Origin of the sequence: Pseudomonas sp. NPDC089395, from assembly GCF_044749525.1 — a bacterium.
Classification (GTDB): domain Bacteria; phylum Pseudomonadota; class Gammaproteobacteria; order Pseudomonadales; family Pseudomonadaceae; genus Aquipseudomonas.
Genome location: NZ_JBIVID010000009.1, coordinates 169356 through 195805, shown reverse-complemented (window position 1 = coordinate 195805; position 26450 = coordinate 169356). Strand labels below are relative to the sequence as shown.

23 protein-coding genes and 1 riboswitch are annotated in these 26450 nt (G+C 64.6%); of the genes, 5 read left to right on the top strand and 18 right to left on the bottom strand.

Annotation, left to right across the window (positions count from 1 at the left end; genetic code table 11):
- Nucleotides 1–6: 6 nt before the first annotated feature.
- The 3 genes from ribA to ACIPZG_RS19990 are packed head-to-tail and all read left to right on the top strand — an operon-like array spanning nucleotide 7 to nucleotide 1852.
- Nucleotides 7–624 carry a GTP cyclohydrolase II gene (gene ribA / locus ACIPZG_RS20000; protein ID WP_008092366.1) on the top strand — a complete coding sequence of 206 codons (618 nt, stop codon included), beginning with the start codon at nucleotides 7–9 and terminating at the stop codon, nucleotides 622–624.
- A complete protein-coding gene (locus ACIPZG_RS19995) occupies nucleotides 621–1040 on the top strand; it encodes an MFS transporter (protein ID WP_400716343.1) in 420 nt (139 codons plus the stop codon). Before ribA ends, ACIPZG_RS19995 begins: the two co-directional genes overlap by 4 nt.
- Nucleotides 1040–1852, top strand: a complete 813-nt coding sequence (locus tag ACIPZG_RS19990) for a cobalamin-binding protein (RefSeq protein WP_400716341.1) — start codon at nucleotides 1040–1042, stop codon at nucleotides 1850–1852. Before ACIPZG_RS19995 ends, ACIPZG_RS19990 begins: the two co-directional genes overlap by 1 nt.
- Here the strand turns inward: ACIPZG_RS19990 and ACIPZG_RS19985 are convergent.
- The 5 genes from ACIPZG_RS19985 to ribB all read right to left on the bottom strand — a co-directional run bounded on the left by ACIPZG_RS19985 (nucleotide 1830) and on the right by ribB (nucleotide 7829).
- Nucleotides 1830–3707, bottom strand: coding sequence for a TonB-dependent receptor domain-containing protein (locus ACIPZG_RS19985; protein WP_400716339.1), 1878 nt, complete (start codon nucleotides 3705–3707; stop codon nucleotides 1830–1832). The two genes, ACIPZG_RS19990 and ACIPZG_RS19985, sit on opposite strands and share 23 nt — an antisense overlap.
- A gap of 125 nt (nucleotides 3708–3832) precedes the next feature.
- A complete protein-coding gene (dxs, locus tag ACIPZG_RS19980) occupies nucleotides 3833–5734 on the bottom strand; it encodes a 1-deoxy-D-xylulose-5-phosphate synthase (protein WP_400716337.1) in 1902 nt (633 codons plus the stop codon).
- A 103-nt stretch (nucleotides 5735–5837) separates the two neighbouring features.
- On the bottom strand, nucleotides 5838–6725 hold the full coding sequence (gene ispA / locus ACIPZG_RS19975) for a (2E,6E)-farnesyl diphosphate synthase (protein WP_400716335.1): 888 nt from the start codon (nucleotides 6723–6725) through the stop codon (nucleotides 5838–5840).
- Nucleotides 6722–6964 carry an exodeoxyribonuclease VII small subunit gene (locus tag ACIPZG_RS19970; RefSeq protein WP_008092375.1) on the bottom strand — a complete coding sequence of 81 codons (243 nt, stop codon included), beginning with the start codon at nucleotides 6962–6964 and terminating at the stop codon, nucleotides 6722–6724. The genes ispA and ACIPZG_RS19970 overlap by 4 nt, the downstream gene beginning before the upstream one ends.
- A gap of 211 nt (nucleotides 6965–7175) precedes the next feature.
- Entirely contained in the window at nucleotides 7176–7829 is a 654-nt protein-coding gene (gene ribB / locus ACIPZG_RS19965; RefSeq protein ID WP_400716333.1) for a 3,4-dihydroxy-2-butanone-4-phosphate synthase, read from the bottom strand.
- A gap of 80 nt (nucleotides 7830–7909) precedes the next feature.
- A riboswitch (FMN riboswitch) is annotated at nucleotides 7910–8051 on the bottom strand.
- 92 nt (nucleotides 8052–8143) lie between these two features.
- Here ribB and ACIPZG_RS19960 point away from each other — a divergent pair.
- On the top strand, nucleotides 8144–9349 hold the full coding sequence (locus tag ACIPZG_RS19960) for an RtcB family protein (protein ID WP_400716331.1): 1206 nt from the start codon (nucleotides 8144–8146) through the stop codon (nucleotides 9347–9349).
- A 110-nt stretch (nucleotides 9350–9459) separates the two neighbouring features.
- On the opposite strand, the gene ACIPZG_RS19955 is transcribed toward ACIPZG_RS19960, so the two are convergent.
- The 13 genes from ACIPZG_RS19955 to ACIPZG_RS19895 all read right to left on the bottom strand — a co-directional run bounded on the left by ACIPZG_RS19955 (nucleotide 9460) and on the right by ACIPZG_RS19895 (nucleotide 24203).
- Complete coding sequence (locus ACIPZG_RS19955; protein ID WP_400716329.1) at nucleotides 9460–10350, bottom strand: alpha/beta hydrolase; 891 nt, start codon at nucleotides 10348–10350, stop codon at nucleotides 9460–9462.
- A gap of 21 nt (nucleotides 10351–10371) precedes the next feature.
- Nucleotides 10372–12603: a TonB-dependent siderophore receptor gene (locus ACIPZG_RS19950; RefSeq protein WP_400716327.1), complete on the bottom strand. Its 2232-nt coding sequence runs from the start codon at nucleotides 12601–12603 to the stop codon at nucleotides 10372–10374.
- Nucleotides 12604–12678: 75 nt separating this feature from the next.
- Entirely contained in the window at nucleotides 12679–14025 is a 1347-nt protein-coding gene (locus tag ACIPZG_RS19945; protein WP_400716323.1) for a histidine kinase sensor domain-containing protein, read from the bottom strand.
- Entirely contained in the window at nucleotides 14025–14717 is a 693-nt protein-coding gene (locus tag ACIPZG_RS19940) for a response regulator transcription factor (protein WP_400716321.1), read from the bottom strand. The genes ACIPZG_RS19945 and ACIPZG_RS19940 overlap by 1 nt, the downstream gene beginning before the upstream one ends.
- 321 nt (nucleotides 14718–15038) lie before the next feature.
- On the bottom strand, nucleotides 15039–15737 hold the full coding sequence (locus ACIPZG_RS19935) for a helix-turn-helix transcriptional regulator (protein WP_400716319.1): 699 nt from the start codon (nucleotides 15735–15737) through the stop codon (nucleotides 15039–15041).
- A 173-nt stretch (nucleotides 15738–15910) separates the two neighbouring features.
- Nucleotides 15911–16438, bottom strand: a complete 528-nt coding sequence (gene ppa / locus ACIPZG_RS19930) for an inorganic diphosphatase (protein ID WP_008092397.1) — start codon at nucleotides 16436–16438, stop codon at nucleotides 15911–15913.
- 93 nt (nucleotides 16439–16531) lie between these two features.
- A complete protein-coding gene (locus ACIPZG_RS19925; RefSeq protein ID WP_400716317.1) occupies nucleotides 16532–17347 on the bottom strand; it encodes a zinc-dependent peptidase in 816 nt (271 codons plus the stop codon).
- A gap of 8 nt (nucleotides 17348–17355) precedes the next feature.
- The gene (locus ACIPZG_RS19920) at nucleotides 17356–18003 is read right to left on the bottom strand and encodes a DedA family protein (RefSeq protein WP_400716315.1); all 648 of its coding nucleotides are present in this window, start codon (nucleotides 18001–18003) and stop codon (nucleotides 17356–17358) included.
- A gap of 179 nt (nucleotides 18004–18182) precedes the next feature.
- Nucleotides 18183–18641: a GNAT family N-acetyltransferase gene (locus tag ACIPZG_RS19915; protein WP_008092403.1), complete on the bottom strand. Its 459-nt coding sequence runs from the start codon at nucleotides 18639–18641 to the stop codon at nucleotides 18183–18185.
- 108 nt (nucleotides 18642–18749) lie between these two features.
- The gene (gene eutC / locus ACIPZG_RS19910) at nucleotides 18750–19568 is read right to left on the bottom strand and encodes an ethanolamine ammonia-lyase subunit EutC (RefSeq protein WP_400716313.1); all 819 of its coding nucleotides are present in this window, start codon (nucleotides 19566–19568) and stop codon (nucleotides 18750–18752) included.
- 8 nt (nucleotides 19569–19576) lie between these two features.
- The gene (locus ACIPZG_RS19905) at nucleotides 19577–20971 is read right to left on the bottom strand and encodes an ethanolamine ammonia-lyase subunit EutB (RefSeq protein WP_400716311.1); all 1395 of its coding nucleotides are present in this window, start codon (nucleotides 20969–20971) and stop codon (nucleotides 19577–19579) included.
- Nucleotides 20972–21020: 49 nt separating this feature from the next.
- Nucleotides 21021–22469, bottom strand: coding sequence for an ethanolamine permease (gene eat / locus ACIPZG_RS19900; RefSeq protein ID WP_400716309.1), 1449 nt, complete (start codon nucleotides 22467–22469; stop codon nucleotides 21021–21023).
- A gap of 213 nt (nucleotides 22470–22682) precedes the next feature.
- Entirely contained in the window at nucleotides 22683–24203 is a 1521-nt protein-coding gene (locus ACIPZG_RS19895) for an aldehyde dehydrogenase family protein (protein ID WP_008092410.1), read from the bottom strand.
- A 257-nt stretch (nucleotides 24204–24460) separates the two neighbouring features.
- Between ACIPZG_RS19895 and ACIPZG_RS19890 the strand changes: the two genes are divergently transcribed.
- The gene (locus ACIPZG_RS19890; RefSeq protein WP_400716307.1) at nucleotides 24461–26431 is read left to right on the top strand and encodes a sigma-54-dependent Fis family transcriptional regulator; all 1971 of its coding nucleotides are present in this window, start codon (nucleotides 24461–24463) and stop codon (nucleotides 26429–26431) included.
- Nucleotides 26432–26450: the final 19 nt, after the last annotated feature.

Sequence of the window (26450 nt, the reverse complement as noted above, 5' to 3'; positions counted from 1 at the left end):
CACAACGTGCCCGTCGTCTTTGTTGCCGCCTCTAAACTCCCGACTCCCTTTGCAACTTTCACCATGCATGGCTTTCTCGACGAAGCCACTGGCCGTGAGCACGTAGTGCTCAGCCTGGGTGATATTGCCGACGGCGAGCCGGTGCTGGGGCGTCTGCACTCCGAGTGCCTGACTGGCGATGCCCTGTTCAGCCAGCGGTGCGACTGCGGTTCGCAGCTGGAAGCCGCCTTGCAGGCCATCGCCCGTGAAGGCCGTGGCGTGCTGTTGTACCTGCGCCAGGAAGGCCGCGGCATCGGCCTTTTGAACAAGATTCGCGCCTACGAACTGCAGGACGGTGGCGCCGACACCGTCGAAGCCAACGAGCGCCTGGGCTTTGCTGCCGACCAGCGCGACTACGCCATGTGCCTGCCGATGCTCGAACACCTGGGTGTGAAGTCGCTGCGGCTGATGACCAACAATCCGCGCAAGGTCAAAGCACTCACCGACATGAACATCAATGTCGCCGAGCGTGTTCCGCTGCACACCGGTCACAACCCCCACAACCGCTATTACCTGGCGACCAAGGCCGACAAGCTTGGCCACATGCTGGGTAGCGAACACCAGGGCGAGGTGCCCCAGGCGTGACCCGTGGCGAGGTGAAACGGCGTCTGGCCCTGGCCTGGTGGCAATACCTGGCGGTCGGCCTGGTGCCGTTGCCGGTGATGGCCTGGGCCTTCGGTGGCGGCGATGCCTTGGTCTCGGTGCTGGCCATGCCGCTGTTCATCGCCGGTGCGGCGACCATGTTCCTCAGTCTGCCGCGCTTTGGCGCCTACAAGCGCGCCTTGATCGCCACCTCCAAGGTACTCGGCACGGCTGAAGAGCCGGCCGCCTGGATCGAGTTGGCGCGTGTGCGGCGCATGGCCATGCTGTTCGCCTGCTTCCCCGCGTGGGTCGCCGCGATGTCGGTACTGGTGGGGCTCGAAGCCGTGCCGCAGATCTTGCTGGCGCTGTCCACCGTCGTGCTGCTCTACCTCTACCGTATCCCGCGTCAACTGGGCTGATGCGCGTACTCTTCTGGCTGCTGGCATTGCTGGCCAGCAGCGCCCAGGCCGGTGAGCCGTTGCGGGTCATCAGCCTTGCCCCATCCATGACTGAAATCATGCTCGAACTGCAGGCCAACGACCTGCTGGTTGGCGTGCTCGACGGTGGCGAACGGCCGGCGGCGCTGGCCGACCTGCCTTCAGTAGGGCGCCAGGGGCAGTTGGACATGGAGCGCCTGCTCAGCCTCAAGCCGGATTTACTGCTGCTGTGGCCTTCAAGCGTGGCCCCGGCCCAGCGCGACCAGCTCAAACGCCTGGGCATCGCCACCTACAGCGCCGAACCCCACGACCTGGACCAGTTGCTCGCGCAGATCGAGGCGATTGCTGTGCAGGTCGGACGCGCCGAGCAAGGGCGGCACCACGCAGCGGCACTGGGCGAGCGATTGCGGCAATTGCGCCAGCAGTATCGGCGGGCAGAGCCGCTGCGAGTGTTCTATCAAGTGTGGGACCGGCCGCTGTACACCTTGGGTGGCGGGCAGGTGGTCAGTGATGCCCTGGCAGTGTGCGGTGCGCGCAACATCTTTGCCGACCTCAGCCTGCCGGCACCGCAGGTCAGTGTCGAATCGGTGTTGTTGCGCGATCCGCAGGTGATTCTTGCGGGCGACTCGGCGCAATTGGCCAGCTGGAAGGCCTGGCCACGCCTGAGCGCCGTGGCCGGCGAGCGCCTGCTGGTGGTGCCGGACAAGGGCCTGGAGCGGCCCAGCGGGCAGATGATCGAAGCCACCGCCCGCCTGTGCGCGCTGCTGGCGGCTAGAGCGCCGGCGTCCAGGTGACGCTGAACAGCGCCGTGCGGCCTTCTTCGCGGTAGCCGTAGTTGTTGCCGTCGTAGCTGTACAGTGCCCGGCTGTAGTTCTTGTCCAGCAGGTTATCCAGCTTCAATTCCATCTTCAGCTCATCGGTTGCCGCCCAACTGCCGCGCAGGCCAAACAGGCCATAGCCGCCAAGGCGGTTGCGATTGCTCTCGTCGTCGTAGCTGCCACTGACGGCCTGCCAGCTGGCGCCGATACCGAAACGGTCGAACTGACGGTCCAGGTCCAGACTCAGGGTGCGGCGGGCGCGCCGGGCGAGGGTATGGCCGCTGTCGCGATCGCGCGGATCAATCAAGGCTAGGCCAAGCTGGCTGCGCCACTCGCCCCACTGTTGGTCCAGCGCCATTTCGAAGCCGTTGATGCGTGCAGAGGCGACGTTACGAGGGATCGAGCCCTCACCGAAGATGATCGCGTCACGCAGGTCCGTGCGGTACAGCGAAGTTTCGAGACGGCTGTCTGTCGTGAGCTGGCTGCGCCACTGCAGCTCGTAGCTTTTCGAGCGCTCCGGCTTCAGGTCGGGGTTGCTGTACTGCGGGTAGTAAAGGTCGTTGAAGGTGGGCGCGCGGAAACCTTCACTGTAGGAAAGCAGCACATCGTTGTGCGCGTCGAGCGGCACGGTGAGGCTGCCGCTCCACGTGGTCTGGCCGCCGAACTGCTGGTTCTGGTCGCGCCGCACCCCGAGTTCGGTGGAAAACTGCTCGCCGCTGAAGCGATGCTGGATGAACGCGGCGCGGTTCCAGCGGCTGTCTTCGGTAAAGTCGGTGCTGCCGTGTACGCGGTCCTCGTACCAGTCGCCGCCGATCAGCAGGTTCTGTTGATCGGCCAGGGCAAGGTCGTTTTGCCAGGTGACCTGATCGCGGTAGGTATTGAAGACGAAGCGCTCGTCGCTCAGCTTGTCGCGCTTGTCGTCGCGGTTTTCGCTGTGGCCGAGTTCCAGCCGCGAGTGCCACAGGTCATTGAGCTGGGCATCGAGGTAGGTGCCAAGGCTGCTGACTTCGAAATCGGTGTAGGGCTTTTGCCCAACGCTTTCGAACGTAGCCGGGTCGAAGCGCCCGAATGAATTGTCGTATTCGCTGCGGCCGCTGCTGTCGAGCAGGTTGAGACCTGCCTCGAAACGCTCGCCGAAAGTGTGGCTCAGGCTCAGGTTCAGCGACTTGTTGCGAAACGCGTCATGATCGCCGTCACTGCTGAAGGAGGGACCGGTGGAGTCGATGCCGGCGGTCTCGTCCAGGCTGGCGCCCAGGTTGAAACGAGTCGCGCCGTCACCGCCGGACAGGCCCAGGCTGCGTTGCCAGGTCTGGTTGCTGCCAGCGGCCATGCGCAGGCGCGGCTGCAGGCCGGGGCCACTGCTGCGGCGGGTGAAGATCTGGATTACGCCACCGATAGCATCGCTGCCATAAACGGCCGAACGCGAACCGCGCAGCACTTCGACGCGTTCGATCTGGTCGATGTCGAGAAACTGCAGGCCGCTGTCGCCGGAGGTGGCGTTGGCAATGCGCACGCCATCGACCAGCACCAGGCTCTGGGCGGCCTTGGTGCCACGGATGAAGATCCCTGGCAGGCTGCCACGGCCACCGGTGGGTGCGACCTGTACACCCGGCACTCGGGTGAGCAGATCGGTGACGCTGCTGGGCTGCAGGCGGTCGATGTCGCTGCGGGTGAACACGGTGTTGGCGGCGCTGGTGGCGGTGCGTGACTCGACCTGGCGGTTGGCGCTGATCAGCACATCGGGGAGCTTCAGGGCGTCGTCGCGAGCAGGTTCGGCAGCCAAGGCAGCAGTGGGGACGCACAGCAGCGTGGCAAGGGTCGGAATTTTCATTGGTATCACCATCGTATTCGCGGGACAAGCCCGCTCCCACAGGTTCACCAATGCTCTTGAGAAGAGCGAGTCAACTGTGGGAGCGGGCTTGTCCCGCGAATGGGCCGCAAAGCGGCCCCAAGGATTTACAGGCCCAGCTTGGCCATGCGCGCCGTTACCGAAGCCTCGATCCCGGCAGCATCCAGCCCGCACTCGGCCAGCATCTGCGCCGGCTTGGCGTGCTCGACGTAGATGTCCGGCAGACCCAGGTGCAGCAGTGGCTTGACCACGGCCTGGCTGGCCAGTAACTCGCCCACGGCAGCGCCAGCACCGCCCATGATGGCGTTCTCTTCGATGGTCACCAGCAATTCATGGCTGCCCGCCAGTTCCAGCACCAGGGCCTCATCCAGCGGTTTGACGAAACGCATGTCGACCACCGTGGCGTCGATGCGCTCGGCCACTTCGAGGGCTTCGGCCAACTGCACGCCAAACACCAGCAGGGCGACTTTTTCACCCTGGCGACGGACCACGCCCTTGCCAATTTCCAGCGGGTCCAGATCGCCGCTGATCGGCGCGTTAGGGCCGGTACCGCGCGGGTAGCGCACGGCCGCCGGGCCGTTGTACAGGTGGCCGGTGCTGAGCATCTTGCGCAGTTCGTTTTCGTCGCTCGGGGTCATCACCAGCATGCCGGGGATGCAGCGCAGGTACGACAGGTCGTAGCTGCCGGCATGGGTCGGGCCGTCTTCGCCGACCAGACCGGCACGGTCGATGGCGAACAGCACGTCGAGGTTCTGCACCGCCACATCGTGGATCAACTGGTCGTAGGCGCGCTGCAGGAAGGTCGAGTAGATCGCCACCACCGGCTTGCTGCCTTCGCAGGCCATGCCCGCGGCGAGGGTGACGGCATGCTGCTCGGCGATCGCCACGTCGAAGTAGCGCTGCGGGTAGCGTTCGCTGAACGCCACCAGGTCGGAGCCTTCCTTCATCGCCGGGGTGATGCCCACCAGGCGATTGTCGGCGGCGGCCATGTCGCACAGCCACTGGCCGAACACCGCGGAGTATTTCGGCCCGCTGGCTTTCTTCGGCTTCGGCGCGGCCGGCTTGTCGGCAGGTTCGAGCTTGGTGATGGCGTGGTAGCCGATCGGGTCGATCTCGGCCGGGGCGAAGCCCTTGCCCTTCTTGGTCACCACGTGCAGGAACTGCGGGCCCTTGAGGTCACGCATGTTGCGCAGGGTGGCGATCATGGTTGGCAGGTCATGGCCATCGATCGGGCCGATGTAGTTCCAGCCCAGTTCCTCGAACAGGGTGCCGGGGGCCAGCATGCCCTTGGCGTATTCCTCGGTGCGGCGAGCGATTTCCCAGGCACCCGGCAGGCGCGACAGCACTTTCTTGCTGCCCTCGCGCATGCTCGAGTAGGTGCGGCTGGAGAGGATCTTGGCCAGGTAATTGGACAAGCCGCCGACATTGCGCGAAATCGACATGTCGTTGTCGTTGAGGATCACCAGCATGTCGGCATCGACTTCCTGGGCGTGGTTCAACGCCTCGAAGGCCATGCCGGCGGTGAGTGCGCCGTCGCCGATCACCGCGATCGATTTGCGTGCGCTGTTCTGCAGCCGGGCGGCAATGGCCATGCCCAGTGCGGCGCTGATCGAGGTGCTGGAGTGGCCGACACCAAAGGTGTCGTACTCGCTTTCGCTGCGGCGCGGGAAGGCGGCGATGCCGTCCTTCTGGCGCAGGGTCAGCATACGGTTGCGCCGGCCGGTGAGGATCTTGTGCGGATAGGCCTGGTGGCCGACGTCCCACACCAGACGGTCGTCCGGGGTGTCGAACACATAGTGCAGGGCGATCGTCAGCTCGATGACGCCCAGGCCGGCGCCGAAATGCCCACCGGTCTGACCAACGGTATAGAGCAACTCCTGGCGCAATTCGTCGGCCAGGGTCTCCAGGTCGGCTTCGGCCAACCGGCGCAGGCCGGCGGGCGTGTCAGCGCGGTCGAGCAACGGCGTGACCGGGCGTTCGCGGGGGATCTCTTGAAACGTCGTGGGCATCAGGCGAGTCGTTATGGATGTTTAAGACGCGGCAGTTTACCCCATTGTGGGAAATACTGCCCATTCAGACGGGTGGTGGAATGGGGCCGCGAAGCGGCCCCAATCAATGACGCCGCTCGACAATATAGCGAGCCAACGCCCGCAGCGGCTCGGCGTTCTCGCCAAACCCTTCGAGTGCGAACAGCGCCTGGTCGCGCAGTTCGATCGCATAGGCCTTGGCCGCCTCCAGCCCGAGCAGTGCCGGGTAGGTCGGTTTGTCGCGGGCGACGTCAGCACCCTGGCGCTTGCCGAGGGTCGCGGTGTCGCTTTCCACGTCGAGGATATCGTCCTGCACCTGGAACGCCAGGCCGATCGCCTGGGCATAGGTCTGCAGGGCATCCAGCTGCGGCTGTTCGGCACGGCCGCTGGCCAGGGCGCCGAGGCGCACGCTGGCCTCGATCAGCGCACCGGTCTTGTGCCGGTGCATGTATTCAAGGGCCTGCTGGTCCAGCTTCAAGCCCACCGAACCCAGGTCGATGGCTTGGCCGCCGACCATGCCGGCGGGGCCTGCGGCCTTGGCCAGGGCCTGGACCATGGCCAGGCGGATGGCGTCGGACTGCGGGCTTAGGCGTGGGTCCAGCAGGGCACTGAAGGCCAGGCTTTGCAGGCCGTCACCGGCGAGGATCGCGCAGGCTTCGTCGAAGGCCTTGTGGGTGGTCGGCTGGCCACGGCGCAGGTCGTCGTCGTCCATGGCCGGCAGGTCGTCATGCACCAATGAATAGGCATGGATCAGCTCCACCGCGCAGGCAGCGCCATTGGCCTGGTCGGCCGGTGCGCCCAAGGCTTCGCAGGCAGCAAAGGCCAGCAGCGGGCGTACGCGTTTGCCGCCATTCATGACGCTGTAGCGCATGGCGGCATACAGCCGCTCCAGCTCTTTGGCGGGGGCGACGAACAGGGGTTCGAGCGCGGCATCGACACGGGCCTGGCTGCTGGCCTGGTAAGCGCTGATCATGCTTCTGGCTCCGCGTCGAAGGGCTGCGCGGCGAGCTCGCCGTCACGCTCCAGGAGGATTTGCACTTTTTGCTCGGCCTGGGCCAGGGCGCCCTGGCAATCGCGCGTCAGGGCGATGCCTTGCTCGAAGGCGGCCAGCGAGTCTTCCAGCGACAACTCGCCGTTCTCCAGGCGCTCGACCAGGGCTTGCAGGTCGGCGAGGGATTGCTCGAAATCGATGGAGGCTTTTTTGCGGGCCATGGCGATGGGTCTCGGTGGCTGGTCAGAACGGCGCGACACTAGCAGAGCGGGGCGGGGGGAGCAAACTTCAGGACGGTTGAGGCTGAACTTGCCGGCCCTTTCGCGGGACAAGCCCGCTCCCACAGGCACCCCACAGTTCCGGAGGGCTGTGTTGTACCTGTGGGAGCGGGCTTGTCCCGCGAATGGGCCGCAAAGCGGCCCCGGCAGTTCATCAGGCTGGCACAGCTTCTTCCCGTTCCACCATCGCCTCGCGGTAGCGCGCCAGCTCTTCGATGGTCAGCACCGGCAAATTGTACTGCCGCGCATACACCGCCACCTGCTCGCCCCGGGCCATGCTCCCATCGGGGTTCATCAGCTCACACAGCACCGCCGCCGGCCGCAACCCCGCCAGGCGCGCCAGGTCCACCGAGCCTTCGGTATGCCCCCGACGGGTAAGCACCCCACCATTGCGCGCGCGCAGCGGGAACACGTGCCCCGGGCTGACGATATGGCGCTGTTCGGCAGTCGAACGCAACGCCGCTTCGATGGTGGTGATGCGGTCCTGTGCCGAAACGCCGGTGCTCACGCCCTCGGCAGCCTCGATGGTCACGGTGAAACCGGTGCCATGCCGCGCCTGGTTGTTCTGCACCATCGGCGCCAGCTGCAGGGCATCGACGGTGGCCTCGTCCAGGCACAGGCAGACGATGCCGCTGCAGTCGCGGATCATCATGGCCATGGTCTGCAGCGAGAGGTTTTCTGCGGCGGCCACGATGTCCGCTTCGTCCTCGCGATCGTCATCGTCGAGCAGCAGCACGGGGCGCCCGGCCTGGAAGGCGGCGATGGCGGCGGACACATTGGGGAATTGCGAGAGGTACTGGGTGGACATGAAACGCTCCTCGTGAATGATCGATGAACGTCTCGGGGCGAACAAAATGCGCGCGCAGGGGCGCCCGGATGGCCCCTGCCTGACGCCTTCTTTCATCCGGACTATGACCGTCGGCTCTGGAGTCGCACCAGATCTGCTGACCCCCGGCATGGCCGGGGCGCTCGCGGGCTCATCTTTCGATTTACCGCCGGTGGGGACTTTCACCCCGCCCTGAAGACCGGCCAAGCATACAGCACAGTGCCACCCCGCTGGCAACCCGCCGGCCTACGACCTTCGGCGGTATCATGGCGCCATGGCCTTACTGGAACAGCCCCATGGACATTCTCCAAGCCGCCGGCGGCAAGCCGGTCAAACTCTGGACCGACGGTGTGCCGGTCGAAGACGAAGCACGCCGCCAGCTGCTCAACACGGCGCAGCTGCCGTTCATCTTCAAGCACCTGGCGGTGATGCCCGACGTGCACCTGGGCAAGGGTTCGACCATCGGCAGCGTGATCCCCACCGTGGGCGCGATCATCCCGGCGGCCGTGGGCGTCGATATCGGCTGCGGGATGATCGCCGCACGGACTTCGCTGCATGCCCGCGACCTGCCGGACAATCTGCACGGCCTGCGCACAGCCATTGAACATGCCGTGCCCCATGGCAAGACCTTCGGCCGCCACGACCAGGGCGCCTGGGACAATGTGCCGGGCAGCGCGGACAAGGCCTGGGGCCAGCTTGCCGGGCGCTTCAAAGCCATTACCGACAAGTATCCCCGGCTGGAAAAAACCAACAACCGCCATCACCTGGGCACCCTGGGCGGCGGCAATCACTTCATCGAAGTCTGCCTGGATGAAGCCGACCGGGTGTGGTTCATGCTGCACAGCGGCTCACGAGGTGTCGGCAATGCCATCGGCAACCTGTTCATCGAGCTGGCCCAGGCAGACATGCGTCAGCACCTGGCCAACCTGCCGGACAAGGATTTGGCGTACTTCGAAGAGGGCAGCCGCCATTTCGCCGATTACGTTCAGGCCGTCGAATGGGCGCAGGATTTCGCCCGGCACAACCGCGAGCTGATGATGCGGGCGGTGGTCGCGGCGGCGCGCAAGGTGCTGGGCAAGCCTTTCGAGGCCAGCCTGGAGGCGGTCGACTGCCACCACAACTACGTGCAGCGTGAGCAGCATTTCGGGCGTGAGGTGCTGGTCACGCGCAAAGGGGCGGTGTCGGCGCAGAAAGGGCAGTTGGGCATCATCCCCGGCTCGATGGGGGCCAAGAGCTTCATCGTGCGGGGGTTGGGTAATGAGAAAGCGTTCTGTTCGTGCAGCCATGGTGCCGGCAGGGTGATGAGCCGGACCAAGGCCAAGAGTCGCTTTACCGTGGAAGACCAGCGGCGCGCGACGGCGCATGTGGAGTGCCGCAAGGACAAGGAGGTGATCGATGAGATTCCCATGGCGTACAAGGACATCGATGCGGTGATGCGGGCGCAGCGGGAGCTGGTGGAGGTGGTGCACACGCTGCGGCAGGTGGTTTGTGTGAAGGGGTGACTGTGCGGGCCCTATCGCCGGCAAGCCGGCTCCCACAGGGATTGTGCTGCTCTCACGGTTTGCGCTGTACCTGTGGGAGCCGGCTTGCCGGCGATAGGGCCGGTACAGGCCTACCGCGACATGTCCTCGATCACCTTTCTCAGCGAAGCCGGCAACATCGGCCCATGCCCCAGCCCCTCGAACCGCTCGAAGCGCACCTGCAACCCCTGCACCTTGGCCAGATCCTCCGCCAGCTCCCGCGCTGGCCGTTCCACATCGCCTTTCACCGGCGCACGCGGATTCGACGGTTCCTCACCTCCCCGCATCAACAACAGTGTCGGGCGGCTGTCCCCCAAGCGTTGCTCTAACCCCTGCGCCTCGCGAACGATCGCCCCGTCATGCCACCACAACGAAGGGCTGGCCGCCGCGTAGTCGCTGAACGCCCCAGGCCGGGTGAACAGCGCATGCAGCACCGCCAGCCCCCCGTAGGAATGCCCCCACAGCGTCTGGCGTTGCAGGTCGATCGGCGCCACCTCGGCCACCTTCGGTCGCATGCGCTGGGTCAGCAGATCGAGAAACGCATCCACGCCACCACTGGGCTGCCCGGTCAGCGGATCGCGCTGCTCGGTTTGCCCAGGTAGCGCCGGGGTGTAGTCATAGGTGCGCCCGGTCCGCTCGATCCGTTGCTCGGTCTGGTAACCCACCGCCACCAGCAGCGGCGCCTGACCTGCGGCGAGTCGCTGCAACTGCGCGCGGTCCAGCGCACCAAGCGCGGCATTGCCGTCGAGCATCCACAGCACCGGATAGCCAGCGGCAGGTGCCGGGCGGTCCGGCTTGCCGATCCACAACCGGTAATGACGCTGGCCATCGACCGAGTCCAGGTCGAGCTGGCTGAAGCGGTAGGCCAGGTCCTGGCGCTGCAGCAGTGAGGTGTCCATCTTCTGCTCGCGCTCCGGCTGCGCCTGGGTGGCCGGGGCGGTGAGGGCCAGTGCCATGGCCAGGTACAGGGGCATCTTGCTCATCAGGCAATACTCGTCATGGCGTCAGAACGACGCGGTCAGGCTGGTGTACAGGGTGCGCCCCGGTTCGTTGTAGGTGGCGGCGCCGGCACCTTCGATGCCGTTCACGCCCTGGGCATTGCCGGCCCGGAACAGGCGCTTGTCGAACAGGTTGTCGATGCCGGCAGTCAGGCTGAGGTTCTTGCTGATCGCATAGGTGCCGCTGGCGCCAACCAGGGCATAGGGCGCCAGCTGGTCGTTCGACGAACCGGTGACACGCTCGCCGTGGTAGTCGTACTTCTTCGGCTTCTGCTTGCCGTACCAGGCCACGCTCAACTGCAGCGAAAGGTCATCGCTGGCTTGCCAGTCGAGCATCGAATTGAGGGTGTAGGCCGGGGTCACCGACAGGGTCTCGCCGGTTTCCTTGTTCTTCGACTGCAGCATGTAGGTGAGGTTGTTGGTCCACTGCAACTGCTCGGTCAGCGGGATGGTCAGGGTGCCTTCCAGGCCCTCGACCACGGCCTTGGGGATGTTCTCCCACTGGTAGATCGCGGCGTTGGCGTAGCTGCCGCTGCCGCCGCTGGCGTTGCCGATCGGGCTCAGGCCGGAGTCGATCTTGTTCTTGTAGTCGTTGCGAAAGTAGGTCAGGCCCGCGACCCAGCCGTCACGCTGGTACTCGATGCCCAGTTCCTTGTTGATGCTGGTCTCGGCTTCAAGGTTCTCGTTGCCTTGCAGGTAGCAGCTGGTGCTCTGCCCATAGCAGCCCTGGCCGCGGCTGTAGAGCAGGTAGTCGGGGTTGAGCTGGTACAGGTTCGGCGCCTTGTAGGCACGGGCGATGCCGGCCTTCAGGGTGAGGGTCTCGGTCAGTGCGTGGGACAGGTTGAGCGATGGGCTCCAGTTGTCGCCAACGATGCTGTGGTGGTCGAAGCGCAGGGCCGGGGTGAGCATGGTGCCGGGCATCAGCTCGATGTTGTCTTCGGCGAACAGGGAGAAGATCTGCGCTTGCGAGCGGGTGTCGCGACCGGTGCTGGTCAGACCGTCGACGCCGCCGCCCTCGCTGGTACTCTGGGTGTTGGCACTGGGGTCGTCGAGTTTTTGCTGGGTCCATTCGCTGCCCAGGGTCAGGGTCTGGTCGCGCCAGGCGTGCAGCGGCAGGTTCAGCTCGCCGTGGGCCGTCAGGTCGCGCAGGGTCGAGGTGTAGAAATCGGTGCTGCTGAAGATCCCTTCGGTGCCGCCGGCCAGACCTTCGTTGATCCGTTGGTTGCGGGTCTTTTCATATTGCAGGTAGGCCATGCTGCTGCCGAAGTCCCAGTCGCCGCGGTGGGTGAGGGCGAAGTTCTCGCGGTAGAGAATGTTGGTCTCCTTGCCCAGCATGCTTTTCACGTTGGCGTTGGAGTTGGTGTTCTGGGTATCGCCGGTGTAGATGTTGCCCTGGCGGCTGAAGCCGGCCTCGAATTCCAGGGTTTGCTCAGGCGTCAGGTGCCAGCTCAGCAAGCCATTGACGTCCTTGTTGCGCACGCCTTCGCGGCCGGCGGGCAAGGTGCCGGCCTGATTGCCGGTGCGCTCGGATTCATGGCCGGCGTTGATGTCCCAGTCATCCGAGTCGGTCTTGGCGACGTTGCCGTACACGCGGTAGCTGAGGGTGTCGGTGAGCGGGCCGTTGAGGCCGAAGCTCACGCGCTTGGTAGCGCCTTCGTCGCCGTGCTGGGGAAAGTTCTGGTAAACGGTCATGTTGCCGTGGATTTCGCCAGAGGCCTGCTTGGTGATGATGTTGACCACCCCGCCCATGGCCCCGGAGCCATAGCGGGCCGCGGCCGGGCCACGGATCACTTCGATGCGCTCGACCTGGTCGGCCGGCACCCAGTTGGTATCACCGCGCGAGTCGCGCTCGCCACGCCAGCCGTAGCGCACCGAACTGCGGCTGCTCACCGGCTTGCCATCGACCAGGATCAGGGTGTTTTCCGGGCCCATGCCGCGGATGTCGATCTGCCGGTTATTGCCGCGCTGGCCACTGGTGGAGTTGCCGGTGAGGTTGACCCCGGGCATGGTGCGGATGATCTGCGACAGGTCGTTGGCCGGTGGGCGTTTCTTGATGTCCTCGGCGGTGATGATCGACACGCCCGGCGCCTGCTTGGTTTCTTCCAGTGCAGTGGCCACCACGTTCTGGCTTTCCAGCTCGATGGGCGCAGGCTGGTCGGTGGCGGCCTGCACGGCGCTGCTCAGCAGGCAGCTGGACAGCAGCAGGAAGGGGGCGAAAGAAAGCGGGCGGGGCGACATCATCGATCTCCGGAACAGCGAGCGGAAGGCAAGAGATCGTGGATGATAATTACTCTTAATTGAGAGTAAAGCGCATTAACTTTCTAAACATTTGCCGGCGCTGGGTAGCAACAGGTGCAGGCACAGGCCCGGATGGCCATTGCTGGCCCACAGCTTGCCGCCTTGCAGTTCGATGGCCCGGCGGGCGATGGCCAGGCCCAGGCCGAAACCGGCGCCGCTGTCAGCCAAGCGTTGGTAGGGTTGGAATATGCGTTCCAGCTCATCGTGGGGCACGCCGGGGCCCTGGTCGCTCAGGCGCAGATGCCAGAAATCGCCCTCGCGCCAGCCGTCCAGGCAGACCCGGCCAGCGTCCGGCGAATGGCGGATGGCGTTGCGCAGCAGGTTCTCCAGCGCCTGGGCCAGGCTGTCGAGATGGGCCTGCACCACGCAGTCGGTGCTCAGCGAGCAAGGGAGGCGCGTGCGGTCCCAGCCGCTTTCGAAACAGCTGTCCTGGCTCAATGCCTCCCAGACCGACAGCACCAGCACCGGCTCGGTGGCGAGCTGCGGTTGTTCGGTGTCCATCCAGGCCAGGTCGAGGGTGTCTTCCAGCAGTTTCTGCATGTCGTCCACCTCACGGTCCAGGCGCTCGCGCAGCTGCGCTGGCGGCAGGTCGCTGTCGTGGGCGATGCGCAGGCGGGCCAGGGGCGTGCGCAGCTCGTGGGACAAGGTGCGCAGCAACAGCCGTTGCTGCTCCAGGCTCTGGCGCAGGCGGGCGGCCATGTGCTCGAAGGCCTGGGCCAGTTCGCCCAGCTCGTCGCGGCGCTTCTGCAAGGGCAGGCCAGGGCTCTCCAGGTCGTCGGCGCGCAAGGCGTCGGCGCGGTCGCGCAGGCGGTTCAGCGGTGCTACCAGATGGCGATACAGGGCCAGCCCCATCAGCAGCGCGAGCAGCGCAGGGGCGACGCCGTGGGTGATGACGTGGGTCCATGGGGTGAGGCCCGTGGGCAGCAGGTGCTCGGGTAACTGGATGACCAGGCGACCTTCCTCCGGGTGCTCGGGGAAGGCGATGCTGACGTAGGGCAGTTCGTCCTGCAGGCGCCGGCTCATGGGCCAGTCGAGCTTGCGCATGAAGGTCAGGTGGCTGGCCTCCTCGGCGCTCAGTGGCGTACTGCCGAGGCTCTCCAGGCGTGGGCCGATCAGTGCCACCCAGGTGTCCTCGGCGCGTTCAAGCTGGCGACGATAGGCTTCGGCGCCCGTTGCACCGCCGCTGTGCCAGGCGTCTTCGGCCTGTTGTGCGTAACGCGCGAGAGAGTCCTGGTCGGCGGGGGAAAGGAAATAGGTACTGCGCTCCACCGACAGCCCCCAGGTCCAGATCAGCCAGGTCAGCAACAGACAGAAGCCAACTTGCAGCAGCGCCAGCTTCCACAACAGGGGATGACGACGCATCAGCATTCTTCCGTGTTCACCAGAATGTAACCTTGGCCGCGCACGGCTTGGATCTGCAGGTGCTGGGCGCCGATGTCGGTGAGCTTGCGGCGCAGGTTGCAGACATGCACATCGAGGCCGCGATCCAGACGGGTGTAGGCCCGGTGCAATACGGTCTGGTAGAGAAATGCCTTGCTCAGCGCTTCGCCGGGGTGCGCGTGGAGGGTGGTCAGCAGGCGGAATTCGGAGCCGGTAAGGCCAGCGCCCTGGTCTTGGTAGAGGGCATCCTGGCGCTCCTGATCGAGGGTCACCGAGCCCTGGTGGCCTGGCGTGGCGGGCAAGCGGTCAAGGGCCACCCGGCGCAGCAGCGCATCGACGCGGGCATTGAGTTCGGCGAGGCTGAAAGGCTTGGGCAGGTAATCGTCAGCACCTCGGGTGAAGCCACTGATGCGGTCCTGCTCGGCGCCCAGCGCCGACATCAGCATCACCGGCACCGCCTGCTGGCGGCGCAGCTCGTCGAGCAGGCTGAGGCCGTCGATGCCGGGCAACATGATGTCCAGCAACACCAGGTCGAAGCGCGCTTGCTGCATGGCGTTCAGGGCCTGGGTGCCGGAGGCGCAGGCGTGGACGCGGAAACCACGGTTGCAGAAATGCTGTTCCAGGTCCTGGCGCAGGCGCTGGTCGTCTTCGGCGAGGAGAAGCTTGGTGGGCACGGCAGGAGCCTTGAATGAGAAGTAGTATCAAATACGAATCATCCCACTGCGTGCGTTGATGGGCAAGCATGGCCAGGGTGTGTTTTGCAGGCATTAAAAAGCCGGCTTGTGGCCGGCTTCTCGGGGACGGCTCCGGCTAATTTATGGTAAGCCGCAACCGCCTTAACTGTGTGGCCATGAAGGCCTGAAAGAGATAGCAAGCGCTCGTATGGATCGCTGCCGAGCCCTCTGGATCGCGGCTTGTGCCGGCCTGGGCTTGATGTGCGGCGTAGCATACAGAGGCTTGCGCAGGATGCCCAGCAAAAAATGGCACAGGGTGTTTCAACCGGGCCGTCGTTGGCGGTAATGCGACCAGTGGAACACCCAGCCGAGGATTTCCAGGCGTTGGTCCTGGCGTTGGGCGCGGGTGTAGCGCTCTACGGGGTAGTTGTGCCGGTCACTGCTGTGCAGGCACAAGGTACCGTTCTGGCCGCTGCTGAGGCTGTTCACCCTGAGTGCGCCGTTATGCAGCAGCGCATAGGTTTCCCCGTCGGCCACGCAGGTCTGGCTCAGGTCGATGGCCAGGATCGCGTTACTGGGTATCCACGGCTCCATGTTGCTGGCTGGCATCGCCAGGCTCACGGCATTGCCTGGCGCGATGCCGAGCGCTTTGAGTGCTTTAGAGGGCAGGCGCAGGCAATGTCCGTCGACGGCGACGAGTCGGCCTTCGCTCACCTCGTGGAAGGGTACCTGCAGCAGCCGGCTAGCGTGCTTCGACAGAGAACGGGTCGAAACGGGCTCGGACTCGGAGGCGTCAACCCGCAGGATCGAACTGGGGTGCTTGGGGCCTTCGCCGCAGCGCAACCAGCGCCTGTGGACACAGAACAGGTCGGCGATTTCGTCGAGGCGAGCAAGGGGAACGCCGCGTCGGAACCAGTTGTTGACGTGCTGGGGCGTGACACGACGCTGCGCGGCGAAGTCGGAAGGGGTCAGGCCGCATTCTTGGAGCAGGGCCTTTAGGCGGTCACCGGAAGTTTTCATGAGGCCGAGTCTAACGGCCAGCTCTCGGTAGGGAAATGAACGCGATGTTGATGGAAAATGTGCGAAAAGGGCGAGTTTGTAGGACGTTGGAGTAGGACGCTGTAGGACTTTTTACCGCCAAACCGACACCCACAAAAAACCCCGCCGAAGCGGGGTTTTTGTTGCAGTCGCTATCAGCCCTTGTAGGCAGCAACCGACTTGGTGATCGCGGCGCGGGCGGCGTCGGCGCCTTCCCAGCCTTCGATCTTGACCCACTTGCCCTTTTCGAGATCCTTGTAGTTCTCGAAGAAGTGCTCGATCTGCTGGATCAGCAGCGCCGGCAGGTCGGTGTATTCCTTCACGTCGACGTACAGCTGCGACAGTTTGTCGTGCGGTACGGCAATGACTTTGGCGTCGCCGCCGCCGTCGTCGGTCATGTTCAGGATGCCAACCGGACGGGCACGGATGACCGAGCCAGGGGCAACTGGGTATGGGGTCACGACCAGCACGTCCAGCGGATCACCGTCGTCGGCCAGGGTGTTGGGGATGAAACCGTAGTTGGCCGGGTAGAACATCGGGGTGGCCATGAAGCGGTCGACGAACAGGGTGTCGCTGTCCTTGTCGATTTCGTACTTGATCGGCGCGTGGTTGGCCGGGATCTCGATGGCGACGTAGATGTCGTTCGGCAGGTCTTTGCCAGCCGGAATCTTGCTGTAGCTCATTGGGCAGTGCCCCCGTGTTTGATCAAAAAAGTGGCGGCGATTATAGGCACATTCCGCCAGGCCATGCCACGCCCGACCTGATGCGCGGGCGCATCAGGCGTGGCTTTCGCGGTAGTCGGGGTGTTCGTTCTGCAACTGCGTGAGCCGCGCCAGCGGGTCCTGACGGTAGAACAGCGACAACTGCTGGTACACCTGTGGATAAGCCTGCTGCAGCACGTCGGGGGCGCTGAAGAAGTATTCGCTGGCTACGGCAAAGAACTCCGCTGGGTTTTCCGCCGCGTAGGGGTCGATGGCCGTATGCGCGTCGGGGTTGGCATCCAGCTGGCGGTTGAGGTCGTCGTAGGCCTGCTGCAGGGTGATGGCCCAGTCCTCGACGCGCATGTCGCTGTGCAGAGGGGGCAGGCCGTTGGCATCGCCATTGAGCATGTCGAGCTTGTGCGCCAGCTCATGGATCACCAGGTTGTAGGCTTCCCAGCCGCCGCTGGCCAGCACCCCGGGCCAGGCCATGATCACCGGGCCTTGTTGCCAGGCTTCGCCGCTGTGCTCGGCATCCCAGACATGCTCCACGCCGCTGGCGTCGCGGTGGCGCTGGGGGCTCTTGAAGTCGTCGGGGTAAAGGATGATCTCGTGAAAGCCCTGGTACCAGTTAAGCTCGCCCAGGTGCAGCAGCGGCAACTGGGCCTGGGCGGCGAGGAACAGGCGCTGTTCGTCGTCAAGCTCGACGCCGGGCAGGGTCGTCAGGTGCTTGTCGAGCAGAAACAGGATGCAGGCCTCGCGCAGCCAACGGTCCTCGGCATCGCTGATGCCGTCGAGCATGGGCAGGCGCTCGCGAACCGCCTGCCATTGCCGAGGCTCGATCGGGTAGCGCGCCAGGGTGCGCTTGCGCCGCCAGGCGCTGAACGACCACATAGGCGCTGTCAGTGGGCCTTGGCCGTGCGGCTCAGACGCCCGCGCAGCAGGCCCAGGATCATCGGGATCAGCGAGAGCAGGATGATGCCGACCACCATCAGCGACAGGTGTTGCTTGATGAACGGCACGTTGCCAAAGAAGTAGCCCAAGGTCACCAGTCCGCAGACCCACAGGATTGAACCTGCGACGCTGAAGGCCAGGAAGCGCGGGTAGTGCATGTGGGCGATGCCGGCGACGAACGGTGCGAAGGTGCGCAGGATTGGCAGGAAACGCGCCAGGGTCACGGTCTTGCCGCCGTGGCGATCGTAGAATTCGTGGGTGCGCTGCAGGTAATCGCGGCGGAAGATCTTCGAATTGGGGTTGTTGAACAGTCGCTCACCCGCTGTGCGACCGATCACGTAGTTGGTGCTGTCGCCCAGGATCGCCGCAGCCATCAGCAGCCCAGCCAGCAACACGGGGTCCATGCCGCCGCCTGCGGCTACCGCACCGGCGATGAACAGCAGCGAATCGCCAGGCAGGAACGGCATCACCACCAGGCCGGTTTCGCAGAAGATCACCGTGAACAGGATGGCGTAGATCCAGGGGCCGTAATTGGTGACCAGCAGATCGAGGTAGGCATCGAGATGCAGGATAAGGTCCAGCGGGTTGAAATCCATGTACAGCACCTGTGTTCTTGACCCGCAGCTGCTACGGGCGCGCGGACCTGCGGGAGGGTAATTTTTCACACATGTCAGGAGGACGCATTATACGGCTAAGTCGGAGTCGTGCCCGGGGAGTTTGTAGCGGGGGGTTACCGGCCCTATCGCCGGCAAGCCGGCGATAGGGCCAATACAGGTCAATCGTAAGTAATAGGCAAGATGTAGCTCTCGAACTCGGTATCCTTGCGAAAGCCCATGGATTCATACGTCATGCGTGCCACCTCGTTATTGGCACTGGTCGACACCCGCATGCGCACCGACTGGGTGCCCTTGGCCATTTTCTTGGCCTCGCGCATCAGGTGGTCGGCCACCAGCATGCGCCGCGAGTCTTCGGCCACGAAGATATCGTTGAGAATCCATACCCGCTTGAGCGACAGCGACGAGAAGCTCGGGTACAGCTGGCAGAAACCCAGCAATTTACCGTCGTCATCATCCGGCAAGGCCAGGTAGATGACCGATTCGTCATGCTTGAGGCGTTTTTCCAGGAAGCTGCGCGAGCTGTCCGGATAGGGGAGCTGCCCATAGAACTCGCGGTATCTGACAAACAGCGGAGTGAGCAGGTCGAGGTGTTCCAGGCTTGCCTTGATGATGCGCATGTGTGGCCCTCAGAGTCCATTTGGGGAAACAGCGGAATGCCAGCAACTCTCAAACGCATGCTGCCCAATGCTGGCTAGAAGTGCAATCCGCCAGCCGTGACATGTTTTTTACCCTTCGCCGAGCAGAAAGTTACCTTTTTGATTGCGGTCGTTGTCATTTTCGAGGGTAGGGACCTGTGCTTCATCCTTCAGATTCACCCCGGACAGCTGCCGGCGACAGGCCTCGCGCATCAGGTAGAGCAGGCGGTGGGCGGCCATGCCGTAGCTCAGGCCCTCCAGGCGTACGTTGGATATGCAGTTGCGGTAGGCGTCGGTCAGGCCGACCTTGGGCCCATAGGTGAAGTACAGGCCAAGGCTGTCGGGGGAGCTCAATCCGGGCCGTTCGCCGATCAGCATGACCGTCATGCGGGCGCCGAGCAGTTCGCCGACCTCATCGGCCACGGCCACACGGCCTTGTTCCACCAGCACGACCGGGGCGCTGGTCCAGCCATCGGCCGCCGCCTGTTCTTCGAAACGGCTCAGAAACGGCAGGGTATGGCGATGCACGGCCAGGGCCGAGAGGCCATCGGCGACCACGATCGCCAGGTCGAAGCCGCCTGGGTTGGCCTGGGCATGCTGGCGCAGGCGCTCGATCGAGTCTTCGTTCAGCCGTCGGCCGAGGTCGGGGCGCTGCAGATACTGGTTGCGGTCGCTGGCGGCACTGTGCAGCAGCAGGCTGTCGCGCCCCCGGTCCTTCAATTGCTCGGCCAGCGCCGCGTGGTCGAACGGCAGGTGCACGGCGTCACGGGCCTGGGCGTGGGCGAACTGGAAGTCCAGCTGGGCGCTGGTCGGCAGGCTGATGCCGCTGCGGCCCAGAGCGATGCGGGCTGGCGTCAGGTTGCGCAAGGCCAGCCAGGGGTTTTCGGGAGTGGGTGTACGATGGTCCATGGTCACCTCTATGCCAGCTGCGCCAAGGCCTGGCGGAACGCCGGCGGCAGGTTGTCGCCGAAGCGTATCCGGCCATCGGCCTGGGTGAAGATGCCGGTGCGCTGCAACCAGGCCTCGAATTCCGGCCCGGGCTTCAGGCCCAGGGTCTGGCGCGCGTACAGCGCGTCGTGGAACGAGGTGGTCTGGTAGTTGAGCATGATGTCGTCGGAGCCGGGGATGCCCATGATGAAGTTGATCCCGGCCACACCCAGCAGGGTCAGCAGGGTATCCATGTCGTCCTGGTCGGCTTCGGCGTGGTTGGTGTAGCAGATGTCGCAGCCCATCGGCACGCCAAGCAGCTTGCCGCAGAAGTGGTCTTCCAGCCCTGCGCGGATGATCTGCTTGCCGTTGTACAGGTACTCTGGACCGATGAAACCGACCACGGTGTTGACCAGAAACGGCTTGAAGTGGCGGGCCACGGCATAGGCGCGGGTTTCGCAGGTCTGCTGGTCGACACCCTGGTGGGCATTGGCCGACAAGGCACTGCCCTGGCCGGTTTCGAAGTACATGAGGTTCTGTCCGAGGGTGCCACGCCCCTGGGACAGGCCGGCCTCATAGCCTTCCTGCAGCACGTTGAGGTTGATGCCGAAACTGGCGTTGGCGGCCTCGGTGCCGGCAATCGACTGGAACACCAGGTCCAGGGGCACGCCGCGGTTGATGGCTTCGATCGAGGTGGTCACGTGGGTCAGCACGCACGCCTGGGTGGGGATGTCGTAGCGCTGGATGATGGCGTCGAGCATTTCCAGCAAGGCGCAGATCGAGGCGATGCTGTCGGTGGCCGGGTTGATGCCGATCATGGCGTCGCCATTGCCGTAGAGCAGGCCGTCGAGAATGCTGGCAGCGATGCCGGCCGGCTCGTCGGTGGGGTGGTTGGGTTGCAGCCGGGTCGACAGCCGCCCGCGCAAGCCCATGGTGCCGCGAAAACGGGTGACCACGCGGATTTTCTGGGCCACCAGCACCAGGTCCTGCACGCGCATGATCTTCGACACTGCAGCGGCCATTTCCGGCGTCAGGCCTGGGGCCAGGGCGCGCAGGCTGTCTTCGTCGGCCTCTTCGCTGAGCAGCCAGTCGCGCAGGCCGCCCACGGTGAGGTGGCTGACCGGGGCAAACGCCTGGGCGTCGTGGCTGTCGATGATCAGCCGGGTCACTTCATCCTGTTCATAAGGGATCAGCGCTTCGTTGAGAAAGTGGCTGAGCGGGATATTGGCCAGGGCCATCTGCGCGGCCACCCGTTCGCCGTCGTTGGCGGCGGCAACGCCGGCCAGGTAATCCCCGGAACGTGCCGGGCTGGCCTTGGCCATCACGTCCTTGAGGCTGTCGAAGCGGTAGACCAGGTGGCCCACCGTGTGTACGAAACTTGCCATACAGAATCTCCAGAGCGCCGCGGGGCTTGCCCGCGGCGGGTGTCGACGATCAGTGCAGAGCCTCTTCGGCTTTCTGGATCGCGGCGAATTCCTCTTCCGGTGTCCCCGCAACCAGGTGGTGGCGGCTGTAGCACGCAAAGTAGGCGATCAATACCGCATAGATCACTGCAGCGCCAATCACCACCCGTGGGTCGACCAGGAAGCCCGCGACCACCGCGATGCAGGCCAGCACCAGTGCTACGCCCGAGGTGAAGATGCCGCCTGGGGTGCGATATGGGCGCTCCATCTTCGGCCGGCGGATACGCAGGGTGATGTGCGCAGCCATCATCAGTACATAAGACAGCGTAGCGCCGAACACCGCGACCAGGATCAGCAGGTCGCCCTGGCCGGTCAGTGACAGGGCAAAACCGATGATGCCCGGGATGACCAGGGCCAGCACCGGCGCCTTGCTCTTGTTTGTCTCGGACAGTTTGCGGGGCAGGTAGCCGGCACGGGACAGGGCGAAGATCTGCCGCGAATAGGCGTAGATAATCGAGAAAAAGCTGGCGATCAGGCCCGCCAGGCCCACCAGGTTGACGAAGCTGCCCATCCAGGTGGAGCCGCCGTAAGCCTTGGCCAGTGCCTCGACCAGCGGGTTGCCGGAGGCCTTCAGCGCTTCGGCACCGGCGGCGCCCGGGCCGACCACCAGGATCAGCAGGGCGAAGGCCAGCAGCACCAGCATTGCGCCAATCAGGCCGCGTGGCAGGTCGCGTTTCGGGTTCTTGGTTTCCTCGGCCGCCAGTGGCACGCCTTCGACCGCCAGGAAGAACCAGATGGCGTAGGGGATGGCCGCCCACACCCCGACATAGCCGAACGGCAGGAAGCTGCTGGCGCCCACCGCGTCGGTCTGGGCGATGTCGAACAGGTTCGCTGCATCAAAATGGGGCACCATGCTCACCAGGAACACAGCCAGGGCGATGGCGGCGATCGCGGTGATGATGAACATCAGCTTGAGCGCTTCACCGACGCCAAAAATGTGGATGCCGATGAACACGACGTAGAACGCCAGATAGATCATCCAGCCGCCGATACCGAACAGTGACTGGCAGTAGGCGCCGATGAACACGGCGATGGCGGCGGGGGCGATGGCGTATTCGATCAGGATCGCCGTACCGGTGAGAAAGCCGCCCCACGGGCCAAAGGCGCTGCGGGCAAAGCCGTAGCCGCCACCTGCGGTGGGGATCATCGACGACAGCTCGGCCAGCGAGAAGCACATGCACAGGTACATGGTGGCCATCAGCAAGGTGGCGAGGAACATGCCACCCCAGCCCCCCTGGGCCAGGCCGAAGTTCCAGCCGGCGTAGTCGCCAGAGATCACGTAGGCGACGCCCAGGCCCACCAGCAGGACCCAGCCGGCGGCGCCTTTTTTCAGTTCACGTTGCTGGAAATAGTCCGAACCGACTTTTTCGAAGTCGACGGATGCACCTGCCGGCGCGCCGGCGGAATGATCGCTTGGCATAGATTCACCTGTTGTTTTTCTTGGTGGCTGGAAGGGTTCCGGCCGTTGGTGATGGGTACTGCAGGAAGCGAGCCAGAGCGGTTTTTGCACGGTGGCTCTGGAGGGTGTGATGCTGTGCCGGCCTCTTCGCGGGGCAAGCCCGCTCCCACAGTGACAGCAGTTGCACTGCAAGACTGTGGGAGCGGGCTTGCCCCGCGAAGGGCGCGACGCGGTTTAGAAGAAGCCCAGCGGGTTGATGTCGTAGCTCACCAGCAGGTTCTTGGTCTGCTGGTAATGGTCGAGCATCATCTTGTGGGTTTCACGGCCAACGCCGGACTTCTTGTAGCCACCGAACGCGGCATGCGCCGGGTACAGGTGGTAGCAGTTGGTCCACACGCGGCCCGCCTTGATGCCGCGACCCATGCGGTAGGCGCGGTTGATGTCGCGGGTCCAGACACCGGCACCGAGGCCGAACTCGGTGTCGTTGGCGATCGCCAGGGCTTCGGCTTCGTCCTTGAAGGTGGTGACGCTGACCACCGGGCCGAAGATTTCTTCCTGGAACACGCGCATCTTGTTGTTGCCTTTGAGCAGGGTCGGCTGGATGTAGTAGCCGGTGGCCAGCGAGCCCTCCAGTTTTTCCACCTTGCCGCCGGTCAGCAGCTCGGCGCCTTCATCCTGGGCGATCTGCAGGTACGACAGGATCTTCTCGAACTGCTGCTGCGAGGCCTGGGCGCCGACCATGGTGTCGGTGTCCAGCGGGTCGCCGCGCTTGATCTGCAGCACCTTCTTCATCACCACTTCCATGAACTGCGGGTAGATCGACTCCTGCACAAGGGCGCGCGATGGACAGGTGCACACTTCGCCCTGGTTGAAGAACGCCAGCACCATGCCTTCGGCGGCCTTGTCGATGAAGCTCGGCTCGGCCTGCATGATGTCTTCGAAGTACACGTTCGGCGACTTGCCGCCCAGCTCGACGGTGGAGGGAATGATGTTCTCGGCGGCGCACTTCATGATGTGCGAGCCCACTGGCGTGGAGCCGGTGAAGGCGATCTTGGCGATACGCTTGCTGGTGGCCAGCGCTTCACCGGCTTCGCGGCCATAGCCTTGCACCACGTTGAGCACGCCAGGTGGCAGCAGGTCGCCGATCAGCTCGACCAGCACGGTGATGCCCAGCGGGGTCTGCTCGGCCGGCTTCAGTACCACGCAGTTGCCGGCGGCCAGGGCCGGCGCAAGTTTCCAGGCGGCCATGAGGATCGGGAAGTTCCACGGAATGATCTGGCCGACCACGCCCAGCGGCTCGTGGATGTGGTAGGACACGGTGCCTTCGTTGATTTCGGCCGCGCCGCCTTCCTGGGCGCGGATGCAGCCGGCGAAGTAGCGGAAGTGGTCGACGGCCAGCGGGATGTCGGCGTTGAGGGTTTCGCGGACAGGCTTGCCGTTGTCCCAGGTTTCGGTGATGGCCAGGACTTCGAGGTTCTGCTCGATACGGTCGGCGATCTTCAGCAGCACGTTGGAGCGGTCCTGCACTGAAGTGCGACCCCAGGCGTCGGCTGCGGCGTGGGCAGCGTCGAGTGCCTTGTCGATGTCTTCGGCAGTGGAACGGGGGAATTCTGCGATCAGTTTGCCATTCACCGGGGAGGTGTTTTCGAAGTACTGCCCCTTGACCGGAGCTACGAACTCACCACCGATGTAGTTGCCGTAGCGGCTCTTGAAGGTAACCTTCGCGCCCTCGGTACCGGGATGTGCATAACGCATGGTGTGTCTCCTGGTTAATTGTGTTTGTTGAGGAGTTAACAAGCGTAGAGCAAAGGTTGGGCCAGCGTGGGAAGCCCTATGTAAATCAATGACTTGGGGTGTTGCTCAGCACTGACCAGTCAGCCCTTGTGCCAAGGCTGGCACGGCCGGGGGTGACACTTTGTGCCGTTTGCGACACAGCGGATGACGGTGCATTGCAAAGCCCGGTGGGGTGGAGGATGCTGGAAAGAGTCTCTATCTGCGGAGAACAACAACTAATGCAGAACAATCACTTCAGTCGCCATGCCCAGCAGGTACATACCGTCGCCCGCGGCGAAGCCGGAAGCGATCCATCGATTGCCCGCTCCTGGTTGCGCTGCCTGGAGGACTACCACCTCGATCCTTCGGTAATCGAGGCACCGGTGGTGCTCGAGCATGGTCGCCTGCTGGAAAGCCGCGAGCGCCTGCATCAGGTGCTGAAAATCGCCGATGGCGAAATGAACAGCCTGCATCAGCAGCTTTCCGGTGCTGGTCATGCGGTGTTGCTGACCGATGCCCGCGGGGTGATCCTCAACTGCGTGACTGCGCCCAATGAGCGGCGCAACTTCGAGCGCGCCGGGCTGTGGCTGGGCGCCGACTGGAGCGAGGCCAGCGAAGGCACCAACGGCATCGGCACCTGCCTGGTCGAGCGCCAGGCGCTGACCATTCACCAGAACGAACATTTTCGTGGTCGCCATACCGGCCTGACCTGTTCGGCCAGCCCGGTGTTCGACCCCCATGGCGAGCTGCTGGCGGTGCTCGATGTGTCTTCGGCGCGGCCGGACGTGTCGCGCCAGAGCCAGTTCCACACCATGGCCCTGGTCAACCTCTCGGCGAAGATGATCGAGAGCTGTTACTTCCTGCGCCATTTCGAGCAGCAGTGGTTGCTGCGCTTCCACTTGCAGGCCGAGTCGGTCGGCTTGTTCAGCGAAGGCTTGCTGGCCTTCGATGGCGATGGCCGCATCTGTGCGGCCAACCAGAGTGCCCTGAATCTGTTGGGCAGTATTCGCGGCGGCGTGCTGGGCAAGCCGCTGGAGCGGTTCTTTGCCTGTAGCCATGACGAACTGTTCAGCCGCGCCACGCCCAACGGCAGCACGGCCTGGCCGCTGCGCACCCGCGATGGCCGGCAAGTGTTCGCCAGCCTGCGTGGCCAGGCGCGGGCGCCGTTGTGGACGGTGCCGGCCAGCTTGCCAGAGGCCCGGCGCCCGGCCGACCCCGGCATCTGCCTGCTGGACCCGGCGCTGCAGAATGACTTCCGCCGTGCCGTGCGGGTGTTCGAGCGCGATGTGCCGTTGCTGCTGTGCGGTGAAACCGGCAGCGGCAAGGAGGCCTTCGCCCAGGCCGTGCACCAGGCCAGCCAGCGTCGCGGCAAGCCTTTCGTGGCGGTCAACTGTGCGTCGATCCCGGAAAGCCTGATCGAGAGCGAGCTGTTCGGTTATCGCGGCGGCAGTTTCACCGGTGCACGCAAGGAAGGCATGCGCGGCAAGCTGCTGCAGGCCGATGGCGGCACCTTGCTGCTGGATGAGATCGGCGACATGCCGCTGGCGCTGCAAACCCGCCTGCTGCGCGTGTTGGAGGAGCGCCAGGTGGTGCCGATCGGCGGCGAGGCACAGGCGGTGGATGTGCGTATCGTCAGTGCTACCCACCGGGACTTGCTGGAGCGGGTGGAGCAGGGCAGTTTCCGCGAAGACCTGTACTACCGGCTCAATGGCCTGGAGGTGGCGTTGCCGGCGGTGCGCGAGCGCAGTGACAAGGCCCAGTTGCTGGACTTCCTGCTACGTCAGGAGGCGCAGGGGCAGGGGGTAGAACTGGAGCCCAGGGCGCGTCAGGCGCTGCTGGACTTTGCCTGGCCGGGTAACGTGCGGCAGATGCGCAATGTGTTGCGCACGCTCGTGGCCCTTACTGAAGGCTGCCATATCGAGTTTTCAGACCTGCCCGCAGTCGTGCGCAATGCCTGTGTAGGAGCGGCCTTGTGTCGCGAAAGGGCCGCAGAGCGGCCCCAGGATATCAATAGCGCTGCCCAACTTGACGGGGCTGCTGCGCAGCCCTTTCGCGACACAAGGCCGCTCCTGCATGCCGAGTGCGAAGCTCTGCTGTCAGTACTGGAGGCAAAACACTGGCACCTGACCCGCGTCGCCGAGCACTTGGGCATCAGCCGCAATACCTTGTATCGAAAACTGCGCAAACACGGCATTGCCAGGGGCGCCTGAGCGAAACAGCGGGTGCGAT

Excerpts from the sequence above, each read along its gene's own strand:
- ACIPZG_RS19990 (WP_400716341.1), top strand. The coding sequence starts at position 1,040 with ATGCGCGTACTCTTCTGGCTGCTGGCATTGCTGGCCAGCAGCGCCCAG.
- ACIPZG_RS19985 (WP_400716339.1), bottom strand. The coding sequence starts at position 3,707 with ATGAAAATTCCGACCCTTGCCACGCTGCTGTGCGTCCCCACTGCTGCC.
- dxs (WP_400716337.1), bottom strand. The coding sequence starts at position 5,734 with ATGCCCACGACGTTTCAAGAGATCCCCCGCGAACGCCCGGTCACGCCG.
- ispA (WP_400716335.1), bottom strand. The coding sequence starts at position 6,725 with ATGATCAGCGCTTACCAGGCCAGCAGCCAGGCCCGTGTCGATGCCGCG.
- ACIPZG_RS19970 (WP_008092375.1), bottom strand. The coding sequence starts at position 6,964 with ATGGCCCGCAAAAAAGCCTCCATCGATTTCGAGCAATCCCTCGCCGAC.
- ribB (WP_400716333.1), bottom strand. The coding sequence starts at position 7,829 with ATGTCCACCCAGTACCTCTCGCAATTCCCCAATGTGTCCGCCGCCATC.
- ACIPZG_RS19960 (WP_400716331.1), top strand. The coding sequence starts at position 8,144 with ATGGACATTCTCCAAGCCGCCGGCGGCAAGCCGGTCAAACTCTGGACC.
- ACIPZG_RS19955 (WP_400716329.1), bottom strand. The coding sequence starts at position 10,350 with ATGAGCAAGATGCCCCTGTACCTGGCCATGGCACTGGCCCTCACCGCC.
- ACIPZG_RS19950 (WP_400716327.1), bottom strand. The coding sequence starts at position 12,603 with ATGTCGCCCCGCCCGCTTTCTTTCGCCCCCTTCCTGCTGCTGTCCAGC.
- ACIPZG_RS19945 (WP_400716323.1), bottom strand. The coding sequence starts at position 14,025 with ATGCGTCGTCATCCCCTGTTGTGGAAGCTGGCGCTGCTGCAAGTTGGC.
- ACIPZG_RS19935 (WP_400716319.1), bottom strand. The coding sequence starts at position 15,737 with ATGAAAACTTCCGGTGACCGCCTAAAGGCCCTGCTCCAAGAATGCGGC.
- ppa (WP_008092397.1), bottom strand. The coding sequence starts at position 16,438 with ATGAGCTACAGCAAGATTCCGGCTGGCAAAGACCTGCCGAACGACATC.
- ACIPZG_RS19925 (WP_400716317.1), bottom strand. The coding sequence starts at position 17,347 with ATGTGGTCGTTCAGCGCCTGGCGGCGCAAGCGCACCCTGGCGCGCTAC.
- ACIPZG_RS19920 (WP_400716315.1), bottom strand. The coding sequence starts at position 18,003 with ATGGATTTCAACCCGCTGGACCTTATCCTGCATCTCGATGCCTACCTC.
- ACIPZG_RS19915 (WP_008092403.1), bottom strand. The coding sequence starts at position 18,641 with ATGCGCATCATCAAGGCAAGCCTGGAACACCTCGACCTGCTCACTCCG.
- eutC (WP_400716313.1), bottom strand. The coding sequence starts at position 19,568 with ATGGACCATCGTACACCCACTCCCGAAAACCCCTGGCTGGCCTTGCGC.
- ACIPZG_RS19905 (WP_400716311.1), bottom strand. The coding sequence starts at position 20,971 with ATGGCAAGTTTCGTACACACGGTGGGCCACCTGGTCTACCGCTTCGAC.
- eat (WP_400716309.1), bottom strand. The coding sequence starts at position 22,469 with ATGCCAAGCGATCATTCCGCCGGCGCGCCGGCAGGTGCATCCGTCGAC.
- ACIPZG_RS19895 (WP_008092410.1), bottom strand. The coding sequence starts at position 24,203 with ATGCGTTATGCACATCCCGGTACCGAGGGCGCGAAGGTTACCTTCAAG.
- ACIPZG_RS19890 (WP_400716307.1), top strand. The coding sequence starts at position 24,461 with ATGCAGAACAATCACTTCAGTCGCCATGCCCAGCAGGTACATACCGTC.